This window comes from Microbacterium sp. 69-7 (assembly GCF_001897985.1).
In the GTDB taxonomy this organism is placed as follows: domain Bacteria; phylum Actinomycetota; class Actinomycetes; order Actinomycetales; family Microbacteriaceae; genus Microbacterium; species Microbacterium laevaniformans.
In genome coordinates this window covers 1-14,045 of record NZ_MKRU01000009.1, presented here as the reverse complement: position 1 = coordinate 14,045, position 14,045 = coordinate 1, and the positions used below count along the sequence as shown (strand labels likewise).

18 protein-coding genes and 1 pseudogene are annotated in these 14,045 nt (G+C 70.3%); 15 read left to right on the top strand and 4 right to left on the bottom strand.

Annotation, left to right across the window (positions count from 1 at the left end; translation table 11 throughout):
• Positions 1 to 23 precede the first annotated feature (23 nt).
• The 4 genes from BGN98_RS01185 to BGN98_RS01170 all read left to right on the top strand — a co-directional run bounded on the left by BGN98_RS01185 (position 24) and on the right by BGN98_RS01170 (position 4,234).
• Positions 24 to 1,151 carry a thiamine pyrophosphate-dependent enzyme gene (locus tag BGN98_RS01185; protein ID WP_061681312.1) on the top strand — a complete coding sequence of 376 codons (1,128 nt, stop codon included), beginning with the start codon at positions 24 to 26 and terminating at the stop codon, positions 1,149 to 1,151.
• On the top strand, positions 1,151 to 2,128 hold the full coding sequence (locus BGN98_RS01180; RefSeq protein ID WP_061681310.1) for an alpha-ketoacid dehydrogenase subunit beta: 978 nt from the start codon (positions 1,151 to 1,153) through the stop codon (positions 2,126 to 2,128). Before BGN98_RS01185 ends, BGN98_RS01180 begins: the two co-directional genes overlap by 1 nt.
• Positions 2,129 to 2,250: 122 nt before the next feature.
• On the top strand, positions 2,251 to 3,576 hold the full coding sequence (locus BGN98_RS01175) for a dihydrolipoamide acetyltransferase family protein (RefSeq protein ID WP_288119010.1): 1,326 nt from the start codon (positions 2,251 to 2,253) through the stop codon (positions 3,574 to 3,576).
• Between the two features lie 31 nt (positions 3,577 to 3,607).
• Positions 3,608 to 4,234 carry a MarC family protein gene (locus BGN98_RS01170; protein ID WP_036287814.1) on the top strand — a complete coding sequence of 209 codons (627 nt, stop codon included), beginning with the start codon at positions 3,608 to 3,610 and terminating at the stop codon, positions 4,232 to 4,234.
• A gap of 31 nt (positions 4,235 to 4,265) precedes the next feature.
• Here BGN98_RS01170 and BGN98_RS01165 read toward each other — a convergent pair whose 3' ends face one another.
• Both BGN98_RS01165 and BGN98_RS01160 read right to left on the bottom strand, forming a co-directional pair.
• Positions 4,266 to 4,499, bottom strand: coding sequence for a hypothetical protein (locus BGN98_RS01165; protein WP_036287816.1), 234 nt, complete (start codon positions 4,497 to 4,499; stop codon positions 4,266 to 4,268).
• Between the two features lie 58 nt (positions 4,500 to 4,557).
• The gene (locus BGN98_RS01160) at positions 4,558 to 5,049 is read right to left on the bottom strand and encodes a manganese efflux pump MntP (protein ID WP_231477160.1); all 492 of its coding nucleotides are present in this window, start codon (positions 5,047 to 5,049) and stop codon (positions 4,558 to 4,560) included.
• A gap of 294 nt (positions 5,050 to 5,343) precedes the next feature.
• Here BGN98_RS01160 and BGN98_RS01155 point away from each other — a divergent pair, with 294 nt between their 5' ends.
• From BGN98_RS01155 to BGN98_RS01120, 8 genes are read left to right on the top strand one after another with little or no spacing between them, the layout of a single operon-like run.
• Positions 5,344 to 6,282 carry a metal ABC transporter solute-binding protein, Zn/Mn family gene (locus BGN98_RS01155; protein WP_061681303.1) on the top strand — a complete coding sequence of 313 codons (939 nt, stop codon included), beginning with the start codon at positions 5,344 to 5,346 and terminating at the stop codon, positions 6,280 to 6,282.
• 29 nt (positions 6,283 to 6,311) lie between these two features.
• The gene (locus BGN98_RS01150) at positions 6,312 to 7,118 is read left to right on the top strand and encodes a metal ABC transporter ATP-binding protein (RefSeq protein WP_288118998.1); all 807 of its coding nucleotides are present in this window, start codon (positions 6,312 to 6,314) and stop codon (positions 7,116 to 7,118) included.
• Positions 7,115 to 7,975 carry a metal ABC transporter permease gene (locus BGN98_RS01145; RefSeq protein WP_112932043.1) on the top strand — a complete coding sequence of 287 codons (861 nt, stop codon included), beginning with the start codon at positions 7,115 to 7,117 and terminating at the stop codon, positions 7,973 to 7,975. Before BGN98_RS01150 ends, BGN98_RS01145 begins: the two co-directional genes overlap by 4 nt.
• A gap of 56 nt (positions 7,976 to 8,031) precedes the next feature.
• Entirely contained in the window at positions 8,032 to 8,454 is a 423-nt protein-coding gene (locus BGN98_RS01140; RefSeq protein ID WP_036321364.1) for a Fur family transcriptional regulator, read from the top strand.
• Entirely contained in the window at positions 8,444 to 9,454 is a 1,011-nt protein-coding gene (locus BGN98_RS01135) for a permease (RefSeq protein WP_288118991.1), read from the top strand. The genes BGN98_RS01140 and BGN98_RS01135 overlap by 11 nt, the downstream gene beginning before the upstream one ends.
• Positions 9,447 to 10,178: a TIGR03943 family putative permease subunit gene (locus tag BGN98_RS01130; RefSeq protein ID WP_061681295.1), complete on the top strand. Its 732-nt coding sequence runs from the start codon at positions 9,447 to 9,449 to the stop codon at positions 10,176 to 10,178. Before BGN98_RS01135 ends, BGN98_RS01130 begins: the two co-directional genes overlap by 8 nt.
• Positions 10,168 to 11,592 carry an Ig-like domain-containing domain gene (locus tag BGN98_RS01125; RefSeq protein ID WP_039413852.1) on the top strand — a complete coding sequence of 475 codons (1,425 nt, stop codon included), beginning with the start codon at positions 10,168 to 10,170 and terminating at the stop codon, positions 11,590 to 11,592. The genes BGN98_RS01130 and BGN98_RS01125 overlap by 11 nt, the downstream gene beginning before the upstream one ends.
• On the top strand, positions 11,589 to 12,260 hold the full coding sequence (locus BGN98_RS01120; RefSeq protein WP_288119038.1) for a DNA-3-methyladenine glycosylase: 672 nt from the start codon (positions 11,589 to 11,591) through the stop codon (positions 12,258 to 12,260). The genes BGN98_RS01125 and BGN98_RS01120 overlap by 4 nt, the downstream gene beginning before the upstream one ends.
• A gap of 6 nt (positions 12,261 to 12,266) precedes the next feature.
• Here BGN98_RS01120 and BGN98_RS01115 read toward each other — a convergent pair whose 3' ends face one another.
• Complete coding sequence (locus tag BGN98_RS01115) at positions 12,267 to 12,740, bottom strand: LysR substrate-binding domain-containing protein (RefSeq protein WP_288119037.1); 474 nt, start codon at positions 12,738 to 12,740, stop codon at positions 12,267 to 12,269.
• A 57-nt stretch (positions 12,741 to 12,797) separates the two neighbouring features.
• Positions 12,798 to 12,923 (bottom strand): annotated as a pseudogene (locus tag BGN98_RS01110) (LysR family transcriptional regulator); the annotation flags it as partial.
• A 29-nt stretch (positions 12,924 to 12,952) separates the two neighbouring features.
• Between BGN98_RS01110 and BGN98_RS01105 the strand changes: the two are divergent.
• The 3 genes from BGN98_RS01105 (at position 12,953) to rpmG (ending at position 14,020) form a co-directional block, all read left to right on the top strand.
• Positions 12,953 to 13,402: a hypothetical protein gene (locus tag BGN98_RS01105; protein WP_288118983.1), complete on the top strand. Its 450-nt coding sequence runs from the start codon at positions 12,953 to 12,955 to the stop codon at positions 13,400 to 13,402.
• A 211-nt stretch (positions 13,403 to 13,613) separates the two neighbouring features.
• On the top strand, positions 13,614 to 13,850 hold the full coding sequence (rpmB, locus tag BGN98_RS01100; RefSeq protein ID WP_005051771.1) for a 50S ribosomal protein L28: 237 nt from the start codon (positions 13,614 to 13,616) through the stop codon (positions 13,848 to 13,850).
• Positions 13,850 to 14,020 carry a 50S ribosomal protein L33 gene (gene rpmG / locus BGN98_RS01095; RefSeq protein WP_005051772.1) on the top strand — a complete coding sequence of 57 codons (171 nt, stop codon included), beginning with the start codon at positions 13,850 to 13,852 and terminating at the stop codon, positions 14,018 to 14,020. Before rpmB ends, rpmG begins: the two co-directional genes overlap by 1 nt.
• Positions 14,021 to 14,045: the final 25 nt, after the last annotated feature.

Sequence of the window (14,045 nt, the reverse complement as noted above, 5' to 3'; positions counted from 1 at the left end):
GCGCGGGGCGTTAGCGTGGGAACATGACCCCGCCTGACGACCCGGCCCTCGTGCGCGTTCTGGCGGCGGACGGGACGTTCGCCCCCACGCCCGAAGCCGAGCGGTATCTGCCCCTCATCGACGCGCTCTCCGATGCCGAGCTCGAGACGTTCTACCGCGACATGGTTCTCGTGCGCGCCTTCGACCGGCAGGCCACCAACCTGCAGCGGCAGGGCCAGCTCGCGCTGTGGCCGCCGTCGCTCGGTCAGGAGGCCGCCCAGGTCGGGTCTGTGCGCGCCGCCCGGCCACAGGATCACCTGTTCCCGTCGTACCGCGAGCACGTCGTCGCCACCACCCGCGGTGTCGACCCGATCGACATCGTCCGCGTGATGCGCGGTCTCACGCACGGCGGGTGGGACCCGACCGACCCGAAGAACGGCAATGTCCGCATCTACACGCTTGTGCTCGGCTCGCAGACCCTGCACGCGACCGGCTTCGGCATGGGCCTCGTCTTCGACAAGCGGTGCGCCACGGGCGACCCGAACCGCGACGAGGCCGTCGTGGTCTACTACGGCGACGGCGCATCCAGCCAGGGCGACGTGCACGAGGCGATGGTGTTCGCCAACACCTACCGGACGCCCCAGGTCTTCTTCCTGCAGAACAACCATTGGGCGATCTCGGTGCCGGTCGCCACGCAGTCGCGGGCGCCTCTCTACCGCCGCGGGGCGGGCTACGGCATGCCTTCGATCCTCGTGGACGGCAACGACGTGCTGGCCAGCTACGCGGTCTCCAAGCTCGCGCTCGACGAGGCGCGCGCCGGCGAGGGGCCCCGCGCGATCGAGGCGATGACCTATCGCATGGGCGCGCATACGACGAGCGACGACCCCACCAAGTACCGCACGTCCGACGAGGAGCAGTCGTGGGCGCGGCGCGATCCGATCGCCCGCATGCGTGCTTACCTCGAGGCGCGGGGGGCGGCGGTATCCTTCTTCGACGAGGTGGATGCCGCGGCGCAGGCCTACGCGGACGATGTGCGCGTACGCACCAACGCGCTGGGCACGATCGAGCCGGAGTCGATGTTCGCGCACGTCTACAGCGAGGACCACCCGTTGATGGTGGAGCAGCGTCGCTGGCTCGCCGATTACGAAGCGTCGCTGGAGGGAGGAGTCTGATGGTGGAGTCCATGCCCCTCGCGAAGGCGCTCAACGCGGGTCTTCGCGCCGCGATGGCCGCCGACGACCACGTCCTGCTCATGGGCGAGGACATCGGCCGCCTCGGCGGCGTGTTCCGCGTGACGGAAGGCCTGCAGGCCGAGTTCGGCGAGCAGCGGGTGCTCGACACCCCGCTCGCGGAGTCGGGCATCGTCGGCACCGCGATCGGTCTGGCGATGGCCGGGTTCCGTCCGATCGTCGAGATCCAGTTCGACGGCTTCGTCTTCCCCGCCTTCGACCAGATCACGACGCAGCTCGCGAAGCTCACCAACCGGCACGAGGGTGCGCTGCAGATGCCGGTCGTCATCCGCATCCCGTACGGCGGCCACATCGGGGCCGTCGAGCACCACCAGGAGAGCCCGGAGGCGTACTTCACCCACACCGCGGGGTTGCGAGTCGTCTCTCCCTCGACCGCGAACGATGCGTACTGGATGATCCAGGATGCCGTGCGCTCGCCCGACCCGGTGATCTTCCTCGAGCCCAAGGCCAAGTATTGGATGAAGGGCGACGTCGACACCGTCGAGCGGCCCTTGCCCCTCCACGCGTCGCGGCTCGTGCGCCGCGGCACCGACGTCACGCTCGTCGGTCATGGGGCGATGGTGACGACGCTGCTGCAGGCCGCCGCGCTCGCCGAGAGCGAGGGCACGTCGTGCGAGGTGATCGATCTGCGCTCGCTCTCGCCGATCGACTACGGCCCCATCCTCGACTCGGTGCGCCGCACCGGTCGCATGGTCTACGCCCAGGAGGCGCCCGGGTTCACGTCGGTGGGCTCGGAGGTGGCCGCGACCGTCATGGAGCGGGCGTTCTTCGCTCTGGAAGCGCCGGTGCTGCGCGTGTCGGGCTTCGACGTTCCGTTCCCGCCCGCCAAGCTCGAGGGCACCTACCTCCCGGATGCCGACCGCATCCTCGAGGCCGTCGACCGCGCCCTGGCCTACTGACCGCCCCGCCCCGCCCCGCCCATGACCGCGAGACACCAGCCCCGCACCGAGACACGCGTCGTAGCCCCGTGTCTCGGTGCGCATCACGTGTCTCGCGGACTCACGCCCTGAAGGAGAACGACATGAGCGAGCAGATCTTCCACCTGCCGGACGTCGGCGAAGGCCTCACCGAGGCCGAGATCGTCCAGTGGCGCGTCGCGCCCGGCGACACCGTCGAGGTCAACGACGTGCTCGTCGAGATCGAGACGGCCAAGTCGCTGGTCGAGCTGCCGTCGCCGTTCTCCGGCACCGTCGGCGAGCTCCTCGCCCCCGAAGGTGAGACCGTCACGGTCGGGGCCCCCATCATCACGATCGGCGGCGCGGCGGCGGATGCCGAGACCCCCGCACCCGCACAGCCCGAGGCGGCCGCGGCATCCGACGACGGCGGCGCCGTGCTGGTCGGGTACGGCACGGGCGCCGGAGCGACCTCTCGCCGCAAGCGCCCGGCCGAGCGCGCCGAGACCGTGCGGGCCTCCGTCGGGGTCGTCGCCAAGCCGCCGGTGCGAAAGCTCGCGCGCGACCTGGGCGTCACCCTCGCCGAAGTGACCCCCACGGGGCCCGCCGGTGAGGTCACCCGCGACGACGTCGTGCGCCACGCCGAGCAGGCCAGCGTCTTCCGCAACATCGCGACGCCCGCCGCCCCCGCCGAGCGGGAGCAGACGATCCCGGTCTCCGCCGCGCCCGTCCCCGCCCCGCCGGTCGGCGAGCGCGAAGAGGCGATTCCGGTCAAGGGCGTGCGCAAGGCCACGGCATCCGGCATGGTGCGCTCCGCCTACACCGCGCCGCACGTGTCGGTGTGGACCGACGTCGACGCGACCCGCACGATGGAGCTCGTCAAGCGCCTGAAGGCCTCGCCCGACTTCGCCGACATCAAGGTCTCGCCGCTGCTGATCATGGCGCGCGCGGTGATCTGGGCGGTGCGACGCACGCCGTTGATCGGCGCCGCGTGGATCGACAAGGAAGACGGCTCGGCCGAGATCCGGGTGCGCAACTACGTCAACCTCGGCATCGCCGCCGCGACGCCGCGGGGCCTGCTCGTGCCGAACATCAAGGACGCCCAGGACCTCAACCTCCGTGAGCTCGCCAAGGCCCTCGAGAAGCTGACACTGACGGCCCGAGAGGGAAAGACCACCCCGGCCGACCAGCAGGGCGGCACGATCACGATCACGAACATCGGCGTCTTCGGGATGGATGCCGGCACCCCGATCATCAACCCGGGCGAGTCGGGCATCGTCGCGATGGGCACGATCCGCCAGAAGCCGTGGGTCGTCGACGGCGAGGTGCGTCCCCGCTTCGTCACCACGGTCTCGGGCTCGTTCGACCACCGCGTGATCGACGGCGACGGGATGAGTCGCTTCATCGCCGATGTCGCATCGGTCCTGGAGGAGCCGGCGCTGCTGCTGGACTGACCCCCGGCATCCGCTGCGACACAATGAAGGCATGCTGACCGTCTTCGTCGCCGCCCTCGCGGCGCTCGTCCCGATCACGAATCCGCCCGGGGCGGTTGCGGCCTACGCCGGGCTGTCCGCCCACCTCGACGAGGCCGACCGGCGCCGGCAGTCGTGGCTCACGGGCATCTACGTCGCCGCCATCCTGACCGTCTTCGCGCTGCTCGGAACCCTGATCCTGCAGTTCTTCGGCATCTCCCTGGGCGCGCTGCAGATCGCCGGCGGCCTCGTGGTGATGCACTCCGGGTTCGGCATGGTCGTGCCGCGCGCGCTGGGCGCGGGGGCCTCGGATGCCGAGAAGGAGCATGCCGCCACGAAGACCGACATCAGCTTCTCGCCGATGGCGCTGCCGCTCATCGCCGGCCCCGGTGCGATCGGCGTGATCGTGGGACTCGCGGCGCGCAATCCCGGCATCCTGGACCGCGTCGGGATCGTGCTCGCCGTCCTCGTCATCGCGGCGGTGATCGCGGTGCTCCTGCGCTACGGCACGCCGCTGGCCGAGAAGCTCGGTCCGACCGGTGTCGGCGCGATCACCCGCGTGATGGGGTTTCTCATCCTGGCCATCGGCGCCGAGATCCTCGTGCACGGCCTGACCGCCGCGCTGCCGGGCCTCGCCTGAGCGGACGGCGCCTGGTCCGCGCGACCGCGGGTCAGCGCGCCCGCGGGTCGTCGACGGGATCGACGACGGGGTGGAAGTTTCCCGACAGGTTCGCCGGCTGCAGCACGTCGCCGAGGCCGCCGCGCTTGCCCGTCCAGAGCGACGGGCCGCGCACACCGGGAAGCTGCGTGAGCACACTGCCGGTGAAGCGGCCCTCCGGCGGAATGTACGGGTTCGCCTTGCGGTTCGCGCGCCACGTGCGGAACCGATCGATCAGTCGCGTCATGACACCCTCCTCCTGTTCACGGTAGGTCCTCGCCGCGTCGCGGGCAAGGAGGGGGCCGTCAGGCGGTGAGGTGCTCGATGAGGATCTGCGTACCGATCCCGATCAGCACCAGCCCACCGACGATCTCCGCCGGGCGGCGAAAGCGCGTGCCGATGCGGTAGCCGATGAAGACGGCGAGAAACGACAGTGCGAACGTGACGAGTCCGATCGTGGTGACGGCGATCGCGACGTCCACGTTCAAGAAGGCGAAGGACACCCCGACGGCGAGCGCGTCGATGCTCGTCGCGACCGACAGGAGCACCACCTCGCGCACGCTGAAGGCCTCGATGTCGTGCACGTGCTCGGGGTGCTCCGCGTCCACCGGGGCGTCGGGGCTCAGCGCCTCCCACAGCATCTTCCCGCCGACCAGCGCGAGCAGGCCGAACGAGATCCAGTGGTCCCACGGTGCGATCGCGTCGGCGAACGTCGAACCGAGCAGCCAGCCGAGCAGCGGCATGATCGCCTGCGACACCCCGAATGCGGTCGCGAACACGAGCGCCGTGCGCAGCACGTGCGCGCGCAGTTGCAGGCCCTTTCCGAGGGCGACGGCGAAGGCATCGGCGGAGACGCCGAGCGCGAGCAGCAGCAGAGTCCAGGGGGAGATGACGGCTCCTCGAGAGGCGAAGGCGACAGCGGAGGGGTCGCAGAGAACGTGACACGGTCGTTCGCGAGCGCCGTCGGACGCGAGGACCGAAGAACAGCCTGTCGGCGGCGCGGTCTCGACTTCAAGCGGAAGCTATGAACTGACAGCATTTCTGCCGCCCTGGTTTTGATAACGATTATCAGTAGTCCTAGGGTTGAGGACATGAAGCGTCCCGTCGTCCTCCTGTCCGCGCTCGTCGCGGCATCCGCCCTCGCCCTCGCCGGCTGTTCCAGCTCCGCTACCTCGTCGCCCAGCGGCTCCGCGTCGGCGGGCGGCACGATCTCGGTCGTCGCCTCCACCAACGTCTACGGCGACATCGTCAAGACGATCGGTGGTGACCACGTCGAGGTCACCTCGCTCATCGCCGACGAGAGCAAGGATCCGCACGAGTTCGAGGCGACCGCGGCCGATCAGCTCGACGTCCAGAACGCGCAGCTGCTCATCGAGAACGGCGGCGGCTACGACCCGTTCATGGCGTCTCTGAAGGATGCCGCGAAGTCGACCGCCCCGCTGATCAGCGCCGTCACCTTCTCTCCCGAGTGGACGGGCTCCGACCCCACCGCGGCCGTCGACGGCTTCAACGAGCACGTCTTCTACGACCCGCAGACCATCGCCGCCGTCGCCGACGAGATCGCGAAGCAGCTCGGCACGCTCGATCCCGCCGCCGCGAGCGCGTTCACCGCCAACGCCACGGCGTTCCGCAGCGACATCGATGCGAAGGTCACGCCGATCCTGGGCGATATCTCCAAAGCCCACAGCGGCGCCGAGATCTTCGTCACCGAGCCCGTGCCGCTGTACCTCGCCGAGGCCGCCGGACTGAAGAACGTGACCCCGCCCGCCTTCAGCGAAGCCGTCGAAGAGGGCCAGGACGTCCCGCCGGCGACACTTCTCGACGCGCTCACGCTCATCGGTGGGGGATCGGTGAAGATCCTCTTCGTGAACGGCCAGGCCGCGGGTGCCGAGACCACGCAGGCCGAGGCGAAGGCCGCGGCGGCGAACGTGCCCGTCATCAAAGCCTCGGAGCTGCTCCCGGAGGGCCAGAACTACGTATCGTGGATGACTGACATGGCTACGCAGATCAAGACCGCGCTGGGTTCGTGACCCCCGCCTCCGCTCTTCCCCTTCGCATCATGGCCGCTGCGCTCTCGCGCAGCGGCCATGAGCTGTGGCGCGGCCTCGACCTCGAGTTGCAGCCGGGCGAACTGGTCGCGGTGCTCGGGCCCAGTGGTGCCGGCAAGACCACGCTTCTTCGCGCCGTCCTCGGCCTCGAGCGCCTCAGTGCGGGCTCGATCGAGGCGCTCGGAGAGCCCGTGCGCCGGGCCGGGAATCGTCGCATCGGCTACATTCCGCAGCAGCGCCCGTTGCCCCGGCACACGGCGATGCGCGGCCGCGATCTCGTCCGTCTCGGTGTCGACGGCCACCGCTTCGGCTTCCCGGTGCGCCGCCGCGGCGACCGCGAGCGCGTGCAGACACTGATCGACGCCGTCGGAGCCACGGCCTTCGCCGATCGCCCCGTGGGCCTGCTCTCCGGGGGCGAGCAGCAGCGGCTGCGCGTGGGACAGGCGCTCGCCGACGAGCCCGGTCTGCTGCTGTGCGATGAGCCGTTGACCAGTCTCGACCTGGCCAATCAGCGTGACGTCATCGACCTCATCGACCGCTACCGCACCGCCAGCGGCGCCGGCGTGCTGCTGGTCACGCACGACATCAACCCCGTGCTGGAGAAGGTCGATCGCATCCTCTACCTCACCGGCGGCCGTTTCACCCTCGGCAGCCCGGACGAGGTCCTGACCTCCGAGACCCTCACCGCCCTGTACGGCACCCCGGTGCATGTCGCCCGTGTCGGCGGGCGTCTGGTCGTGGTCGGCGCTCCCGACTCGGATGCCGATCACCACCATCACGGCGACGCCGTCGCCGCACCCGCGGGAGGTGTCGCGTGAGCTGGGGAGACATCGGCAACGCGCTGTTCGGCGGGATGGCGCGCTACGGCGACATCCTCGCCCTGGTGCAGAACTCCGTCTGGGCCGGCGCGGTGCTCGGAATCGTCGGCGGACTCATCGGCGTGTTCGTCATGCAGCGCGACATGGCCTTCGCCGTGCACGGCATCAGCGAGCTGTCCTTCGCCGGCGCGGCGGCGGCGCTCCTTCTCGGCGTCGACGTCGTCACGGGGTCGATCGTGGGCTCGCTCATCGCGGCGGGTCTCATCGGCTGGCTGGGCGCGCGCGCCCGCGACCGCAACTCGATCATCGGCGTGCTCATGCCGTTCGGGCTGGGTATCGGCATCCTGTGCATCTCGCTCTACAACGGCCGCAGCGCCAACCGCTTCAGCCTGCTGACCGGTCAGATCGTGTCGGTGCAGAGCGATCAGCTGACGGTGCTGATCGTCTTGAGCGCGATCGTGCTCGTGGGACTGCTGCTCATCTGGAGACCGCTGAACTTCGACTCGCTCGACCCGCAGTCGGCCGCCGCGCGCGGCGTGCCGACGACGGTCGTCTCGTTCGCGTTCATGATCCTGTTGGGCATCGTCGTGGCGGTGGCGGTGCACATCATCGGTGCCCTCCTGGTGCTCTCGCTGCTGGTGACGCCGGCGGCGGCGGCGATGCGGGTCTCCACCGGCCCCATCGCCGTGCCGCTGCTGGCCGCCGGCTTCGGCGTCACCGCGGCGGTGGGCGGCATTCTGCTCGCCATCGCGGGAACGCTGCCGGTGAGCCCGTACATCACGACGCTGTCGTTCCTCATCTACCTCGTCTGCCGCGTCATCGACGGGGCGCGCCGACGCGGGTCCGTCGAGGCGTGATATCCCCCCGCGAAGGCATCCAGCCCGCTCCTAGCCCTCGCGGGTAGACTCCCGGCATGGCCCAGCGCAACACCTGGCAGCGCGATCGCGTGCGCGAGGCGTTGACCGACGCTCCCGGTTTCGTCAGCGCCCAGGCGCTGCACGCGACCCTGCGCGACGAGAACACGGGCATCGGACTGGCCACCGTCTACCGGGCGCTCGCGACGCTCGCCGCCAGCGGCGAGGCCGATCAGCTGCAGAGCCCCGACGGCGAGGCGATCTATCGCGCGTGCTCGACGACCGGTCACCATCACCACCTGATCTGCCGCTCGTGCGGTCTCGCCGTCGAGATCGAGGCCCACGAGGTCGAGGCGTGGGCGCAGCGCACCGCCGCCGCGCACGGGTTCACCGCCGCCGAGCACGTCGTCGACATCTTCGGTCTCTGCGCCTCCTGCTCCGCGCTGCGCGCCGCCGATCCGGTCGGAGAGCGTGTCGACTGAGGTGCGCGTCGCGCCGGCCCGTCCCCTGGTGGCCGTCGGCATCGGCGCGTTGGTCGTGGCCGCTCTCATCGCGGTCGCTTTCCTCGCCCCGGGGCCCGCTTTGCCGACCCGGCTGCAGGACGGTCTCACCCTCTCCATCAGCGTCCTGATCGAGTCGCTCCCCTTCGTGATCCTCGGCGTGCTGCTGTCGATCGTGGTGCAGGTGTGGGTGCCGGCGGGGGCGATCGAACGGTGCATGCCGCGGGCACCGTGGGCGCGGCGTGCGGTGCTGTCGCTGCTGGGCATGCTCATCCCCGTCTGCGAGTGCGGCAACGTCCCCTTCGCCCGCGGTCTGATGATGCGCGGACTGGGCGTCGCCGAGACGCTCACGTTCCTGATCGCCGCGCCGATCGTGAACCCGATCGTGATCATCACCACGCACCAGGCCTTCGGCTTCGACGACGGCATCCTCATCGCGCGCCTCGTCGGCGGCTATGCGGTCGCGAACCTCATCGGGTGGCTCTACAGCCGGCATCCCGACCCCGATGGACTCATCACCGACCGCTTCCGGGCCAGCTGCGAGATCTCGCTCGAGAACGCGGCGCACGGCCGCGGGCCGGGCAAGGCGCAGCAGAGCCTCGCCCAGTTCGTCGTCGAACTGCGCGCCGTCATGCCCGCGCTCGTGATCGGCTCTGCCCTGGCCGGCGCCGTGCAGGTGCTCGTGCCGCGCTCGGCGCTGCTGGCGATCGGATCGAACCCCGCGCTGTCGATCGTGGCCATGATCACGCTCGCGATGATCGTGTCGATCTGCTCGAACGTCGACGCCTTCTTCGCGCTCTCGTTCGCCTCGACCTTCACGCCCGGCTCGATCGTCGCGTTCCTGCTCGTGGGTCCGCTCGTCGACGTCAAGATGCTCGCGCTGCTGCGCACCACCTTCCGCTCGAAGGTGCTGATCGGGCTCGTCGTGATCGTCGTGCTGTTCGCCGTGGCCGTCGGATCGGTGGTGAACCTCCTTGCGTGAACTGATCGGATCGCGCCTGCTCGGGGTGGGACTGGCGGCAGGCCTGGCCGCGGTCACGGTCGTGCTGTGGCTGAACGGCCAGCTGGCGCTGTACATCAACCCCTCGTCGAACTGGTTCGCGGTGCCGATGGCGGTCATCGCCCTCGTCGGTGCGGTGATCAGCTTCGCGCTGCCGAAGGGCGCCGAATCCGACCACGGGCATGACCACGACCACGGCCACGAGCGCCGCAGCGGCTGGGGCACCGCCGCGACCGTGACCGGCGGTGTGCTGTCGGTCGGCGTCGTCGCGGCGATCATGCTGACGCCTCCGGCGACGCTGTCCGCCGAGCTCGCGATGCAGCGCGACACGGGTGCCCCACCGCTGTTCCAAGGCTCCGACACCGTGGCGCTGGCCTCCACAGGAGACACCTCGAAGTTCGGCGTCGGGGAGTGGGCGAGCGTGTTCGCGACGGCGACGAACCCCGAGGCGTTCGACGGCGACACCATCACGCTCACCGGGTTCGTGACCCCCACCGACGGCGGATTCGGACTGACGCGCCTGGTCATCACGCACTGCGTCATCGATGCGCAGCCGGCGAGTGTGCCGGTTGCCTCGGGCGACATCCCGGCCACCGGAACGTGGGTCACCGTGACGGGCACGATCCGCGATGCGGGGGGACGACTGCAGATCCAGCCGGCCTCCGTGCAGACGGTCGATCAGCCCAAGGACCCGTATGAGTACTGATCGTGCGACGCGTCGCGAGCGGACACGTCGCCGCCGCGCGCGCGCGTTCCTCGCCGGGTTCGCGATCGTCGTCGCCGCGCTGGCCGTCATCGGACTCGCCGGCGCCGCCGTCACGGTCGCGCAGGGTCCGCGCGTCACGAACGTGAGCGTCGACCCGGATGCCGCGGTCAGCGCGGCCGGCTCGCGGCTGATCATCACGACCACCCAGTCCCTCGCCAAGGTCACGCCGACCCAGGTCACCGTCTCGCCCGCCGCGCCTTTCACCGTGGACACGTCCGGACGCAGCGTGGGCATCCGCTTCACCCAGCCGCTGTGGGACGACACCTCGTACACCGTGACGATCGATGGGGTCAGCGGCATCGGCGGCGGCCCGACGGCATCCGTCTCGCAGAGCTTCACCACTCCCGCGCTGCAGGCCTTCGTCCTGCAGCGCGGCGACGGCGGCGATCGGATCCTGCGCACCGGCCTCGCCGGTCAAGACCCCGAACCGGTCTACACCAACGCGCACATCGAAGACTTCCGTGCGACCGCCGGCCATCTCGTCATGTCGACGCTCGACGACGACAAGAAGTCGCACCTCGTGGTCACCGATCTCGACGGCGGCAACGTGCGCGAGCTCGCCCTCCCCGGCGACGGCACGGTCACCGACCTGCAGAGCGCCGATCGGGGCGATCTCATCGGCTACACCTACACGGATGCCACCGTCGGCACGCCGGGCGCTCGCGAAGCCCGGCTGTTCACGGCCTCGCTCGCCTCCGCGCAGAGCGATGCGCAGCCGACGATGATCCAGCGCAGCGGTGGCGAGTCCCGCGTCGACGACTGGCGGTTCGTGCCCGGCACCGACAGCATCCTCATGCTCACGTACGACGGGGCACTCACTCTCATCTCCCCGTCCGGCGGCGACCCGGTCACCCTCGGCAACGCCGTGTCGATCGACGGCATCGCGCGCGGCACGACCACCGCGATCGTCGAGCGTGTGGAGGGGCCCGCGGCCATCGACCTGGCCACGGCCAAGCAGGTCGACCTGCCGCCGACCGACAAGGCTCTGGGCCAGACGAACAAGATGGTGCCGATGAGCAACGGCGACACGCTGCGGGTGCTCGCCGTCGTCGACGGCTTCACCGTGCGCTCGACCACCGTCAACGTCGTCGACACCGCGGGTCAGGCGACGCCGGTCTTCTCCGTCGACCCGAAAGACATCCTCATCCAGTCGTGCGTGTCCCCGAGCGGGAGATATGCCGCCTTCCTGGTGGCCCCGGATGCCGTGTCGAACCCGTATGACGGGTACAAGCTGCCGATGCCGACGCACCTGCGCACGCACGTCGTGGCTCTTACCGGCGCGGAGGCCGGCACCGAGGTCGGCGCCCTCGCGGGCTTCGACATCTCGTGGTGCCAGACGCCGCCGCGCACATGAGCGAGCGCTCGGGCCTGATTCCCGCGACCCGGGCAGCGCTCACGGCGCTGCCGGTGGAGGTGGCGCCGCGCCTGCTCGGCGGCGTGCTGGAGGTCACCGTCGGCGAGGCGCGGGTGGCCGTGCGCCTCACCGAGGTGGAGGCGTACCACGGCGCGGGCACCGGGCCCGAGCCCGATCCCGGATCCCACGCGCGAATGGGGCGAACCGCCCGCAACGCGACGATGTGGGGCCCACCGGGTCATCTCTACGTCTACCTGAGCCACGGCATCCATTCCTGCGTCAACGTCGTGTGCGGGCCGCAGGGACAGGCCGGCGGAATCCTGCTGCGCGCCGGCGAGGTGATCGACGGCGAGCAGATCGCCTTCGCGCGTCGGCCCACGGCGCGCGTGGCCCGCGATCTCGCGCGCGGCCCCGGCCGGCTCGGGGATGCCGTGGGCCTGCGCCACCCCGTCCACGACGGCATCGACGCGATCGACGGCCGGCCGCACGCGGGGGCCGTCGCCCGGCTCTGGCTGCCGACGGCGAAGCGCGCGGACGTCGTGACCGGTCCGCGCGTCGGAGTCGCGGGTGTCGCCGGTACGGCCGCGTTCCCCTGGCGGTTCTGGGTGGACGGCGACCCGACGGTGTCCGCGTTTCGCTGGGGGCGCGGGGCGGGGCCGACCGGCTGAGCCGCGTCATCCGGCCGCGACGAACGCGGGGATGTCGCCGACGGCGGAGACCTCGGTCGCCACCTCGCGCACCAGCCCGGCGCGGGCGAGCGCGCGCTCGATGAGGACGCGATGGCCGAAGCCGTGCGGCGCGTCGATCCACGGCTGCGGCGCCAGGCTCTCGAGGGTGATCTCCGGCGACCCGCTGAGCGGATGGTCGTCTGGCAGCAGTGCGACGAAGGCGGAGCGCACCAGCTCGACGGTCTCGAGGTCGGGCAGCTCCGCGGACGGCAGCCCCATGAAGGCGAGGTCGATCCGTCCCCGCCGCAGCTCGTCGGCGAGGCCGGTGGAGCCGGAGGGAGAGGAGATCAGGCGCAGGCGGACGAGCGGGTGCTCGGCGCGGAAGGCGGCGAACAGCTCCGGCATGCGCAGCGTCGGGAGGTTGACGAAGATGCCGACCCGCAGCAGCCCCTCGACGCGACCGGTCGCCGCGCTCTGCAATCGGCTCGTCGCGTCGACGATCTCCCGAGCGGGCTCCAGCAGCTGCTCGCCGGCGGCGGTGAGCGCGACGCGGCGGCCGGAGCGTTCGATAAGCCGGGTTCCCATGCGCTGCTCGAGAGTCTGGATGCCGGCCGACACCGTCGACTGCACGACGTACAGCCGAGCCGCGGCTCGCGTGAAGCTCGATTCCTCCGAGCGCGCATCCTGAGGTCATGACCACCACCAGCCTCCCCGCCGCCGGGGCGCCCGCCTCGGCATCCGCCCGCACACCGCGACGCTCCCGCGCGGCGCACTCCGCCGGCTTCTGGACGGCCGTGCTCGCCTTCGCCATCGCGATGGCGTTCTCGACCATTCCCACCCCGATCTGCGCGCTCTATCAGCAGCGCGACGGCTTCTCGCCGATCGTGGTGACCGTCATCTTCGCCGCCTATGCCGTCGGTGTCGCCGTCGCGCTCGGCGCCCTGGCCGCTTTCGTGATCCGCGGCGAGGAGCTCGCGGCGATCTTCCTGATCGCCTATGTCGGACTCGCCGTGCCGACCCTGCTGATCGGAGCCGCCCTCGCGTGGCTCGCCCTACCCGTCGTCCTCGGGGTCTTCGCCGGTTTGATGCTCGTCCTGATCTCGGTGGCGACACCTCGCATGGTGCGCCGCCTCGCGGCGTGATCGGCGACGGCGCGACGTCAAGCCGACACGCCCGGCCGTGCTAGACTGACTCTTTGTCTGCGCGCACTCCAGCACGCAGTTCGTATCCCACCACGTTTCGACTCGCCTCCGGCTCGCTCAACGACCGGCGGAGGAGTCCGATCCCACCTGGGATGCAGACAAGGGATCTTGGGTGGCACCGTCCGGTGTCACGGTACTAAGGAGAATCACTATGGCAGCAGTGTGCCAGGTGACCGGAGCTGTTCCCGGCTTCGGTCACAACATCTCGCACTCGCACCGCCGGACGAAGCGCCGCTTCGACCCGAACGTGCAGAAGAAGACCTACTACGTTCCTTCGCTCGGTCGCAAGATCACGCTGAACGTGTCGGCCAAGGGCATCAAGGTCATTGACGCCCGCGGCATCGAGTCGGTCGTCAAGGACCTCATCGCGAAGGGTGTGAAGCTCTAATGGCGAAGAAGGCTCAGGACGTTCGTCCGATCATCAAGCTCCGGTCGACCGCCGGCACGGGGTACACCTACGTGACGCGTAAGAACCGTCGCAACAACCCCGACCGCATCGTGCTGAAGAAGTACGACCCGGTGATCCGCAAGCACGTCGAATTCCGAGAGGAGCGCTGATCTCATGGCCAAGAAGAGCAAGATC

What these genes read in the sequence shown, in the direction of transcription:
- BGN98_RS01185 (WP_061681312.1), top strand. Translation starts at nt 24, where the DNA reads ATGACCCCGCCTGACGACCCGGCCCTCGTGCGCGTTCTGGCGGCGGAC.
- BGN98_RS01180 (WP_061681310.1), top strand. Translation starts at nt 1,151, where the DNA reads ATGGTGGAGTCCATGCCCCTCGCGAAGGCGCTCAACGCGGGTCTTCGC.
- BGN98_RS01175 (WP_288119010.1), top strand. Translation starts at nt 2,251, where the DNA reads ATGAGCGAGCAGATCTTCCACCTGCCGGACGTCGGCGAAGGCCTCACC.
- BGN98_RS01170 (WP_036287814.1), top strand. Translation starts at nt 3,608, where the DNA reads ATGCTGACCGTCTTCGTCGCCGCCCTCGCGGCGCTCGTCCCGATCACG.
- BGN98_RS01165 (WP_036287816.1), bottom strand. Translation starts at nt 4,499, where the DNA reads ATGACGCGACTGATCGATCGGTTCCGCACGTGGCGCGCGAACCGCAAG.
- BGN98_RS01155 (WP_061681303.1), top strand. Translation starts at nt 5,344, where the DNA reads ATGAAGCGTCCCGTCGTCCTCCTGTCCGCGCTCGTCGCGGCATCCGCC.
- BGN98_RS01150 (WP_288118998.1), top strand. Translation starts at nt 6,312, where the DNA reads ATGGCCGCTGCGCTCTCGCGCAGCGGCCATGAGCTGTGGCGCGGCCTC.
- BGN98_RS01140 (WP_036321364.1), top strand. Translation starts at nt 8,032, where the DNA reads ATGGCCCAGCGCAACACCTGGCAGCGCGATCGCGTGCGCGAGGCGTTG.
- BGN98_RS01125 (WP_039413852.1), top strand. Translation starts at nt 10,168, where the DNA reads ATGAGTACTGATCGTGCGACGCGTCGCGAGCGGACACGTCGCCGCCGC.
- BGN98_RS01120 (WP_288119038.1), top strand. Translation starts at nt 11,589, where the DNA reads ATGAGCGAGCGCTCGGGCCTGATTCCCGCGACCCGGGCAGCGCTCACG.
- BGN98_RS01105 (WP_288118983.1), top strand. Translation starts at nt 12,953, where the DNA reads ATGACCACCACCAGCCTCCCCGCCGCCGGGGCGCCCGCCTCGGCATCC.
- rpmB (WP_005051771.1), top strand. Translation starts at nt 13,614, where the DNA reads ATGGCAGCAGTGTGCCAGGTGACCGGAGCTGTTCCCGGCTTCGGTCAC.
- rpmG (WP_005051772.1), top strand. Translation starts at nt 13,850, where the DNA reads ATGGCGAAGAAGGCTCAGGACGTTCGTCCGATCATCAAGCTCCGGTCG.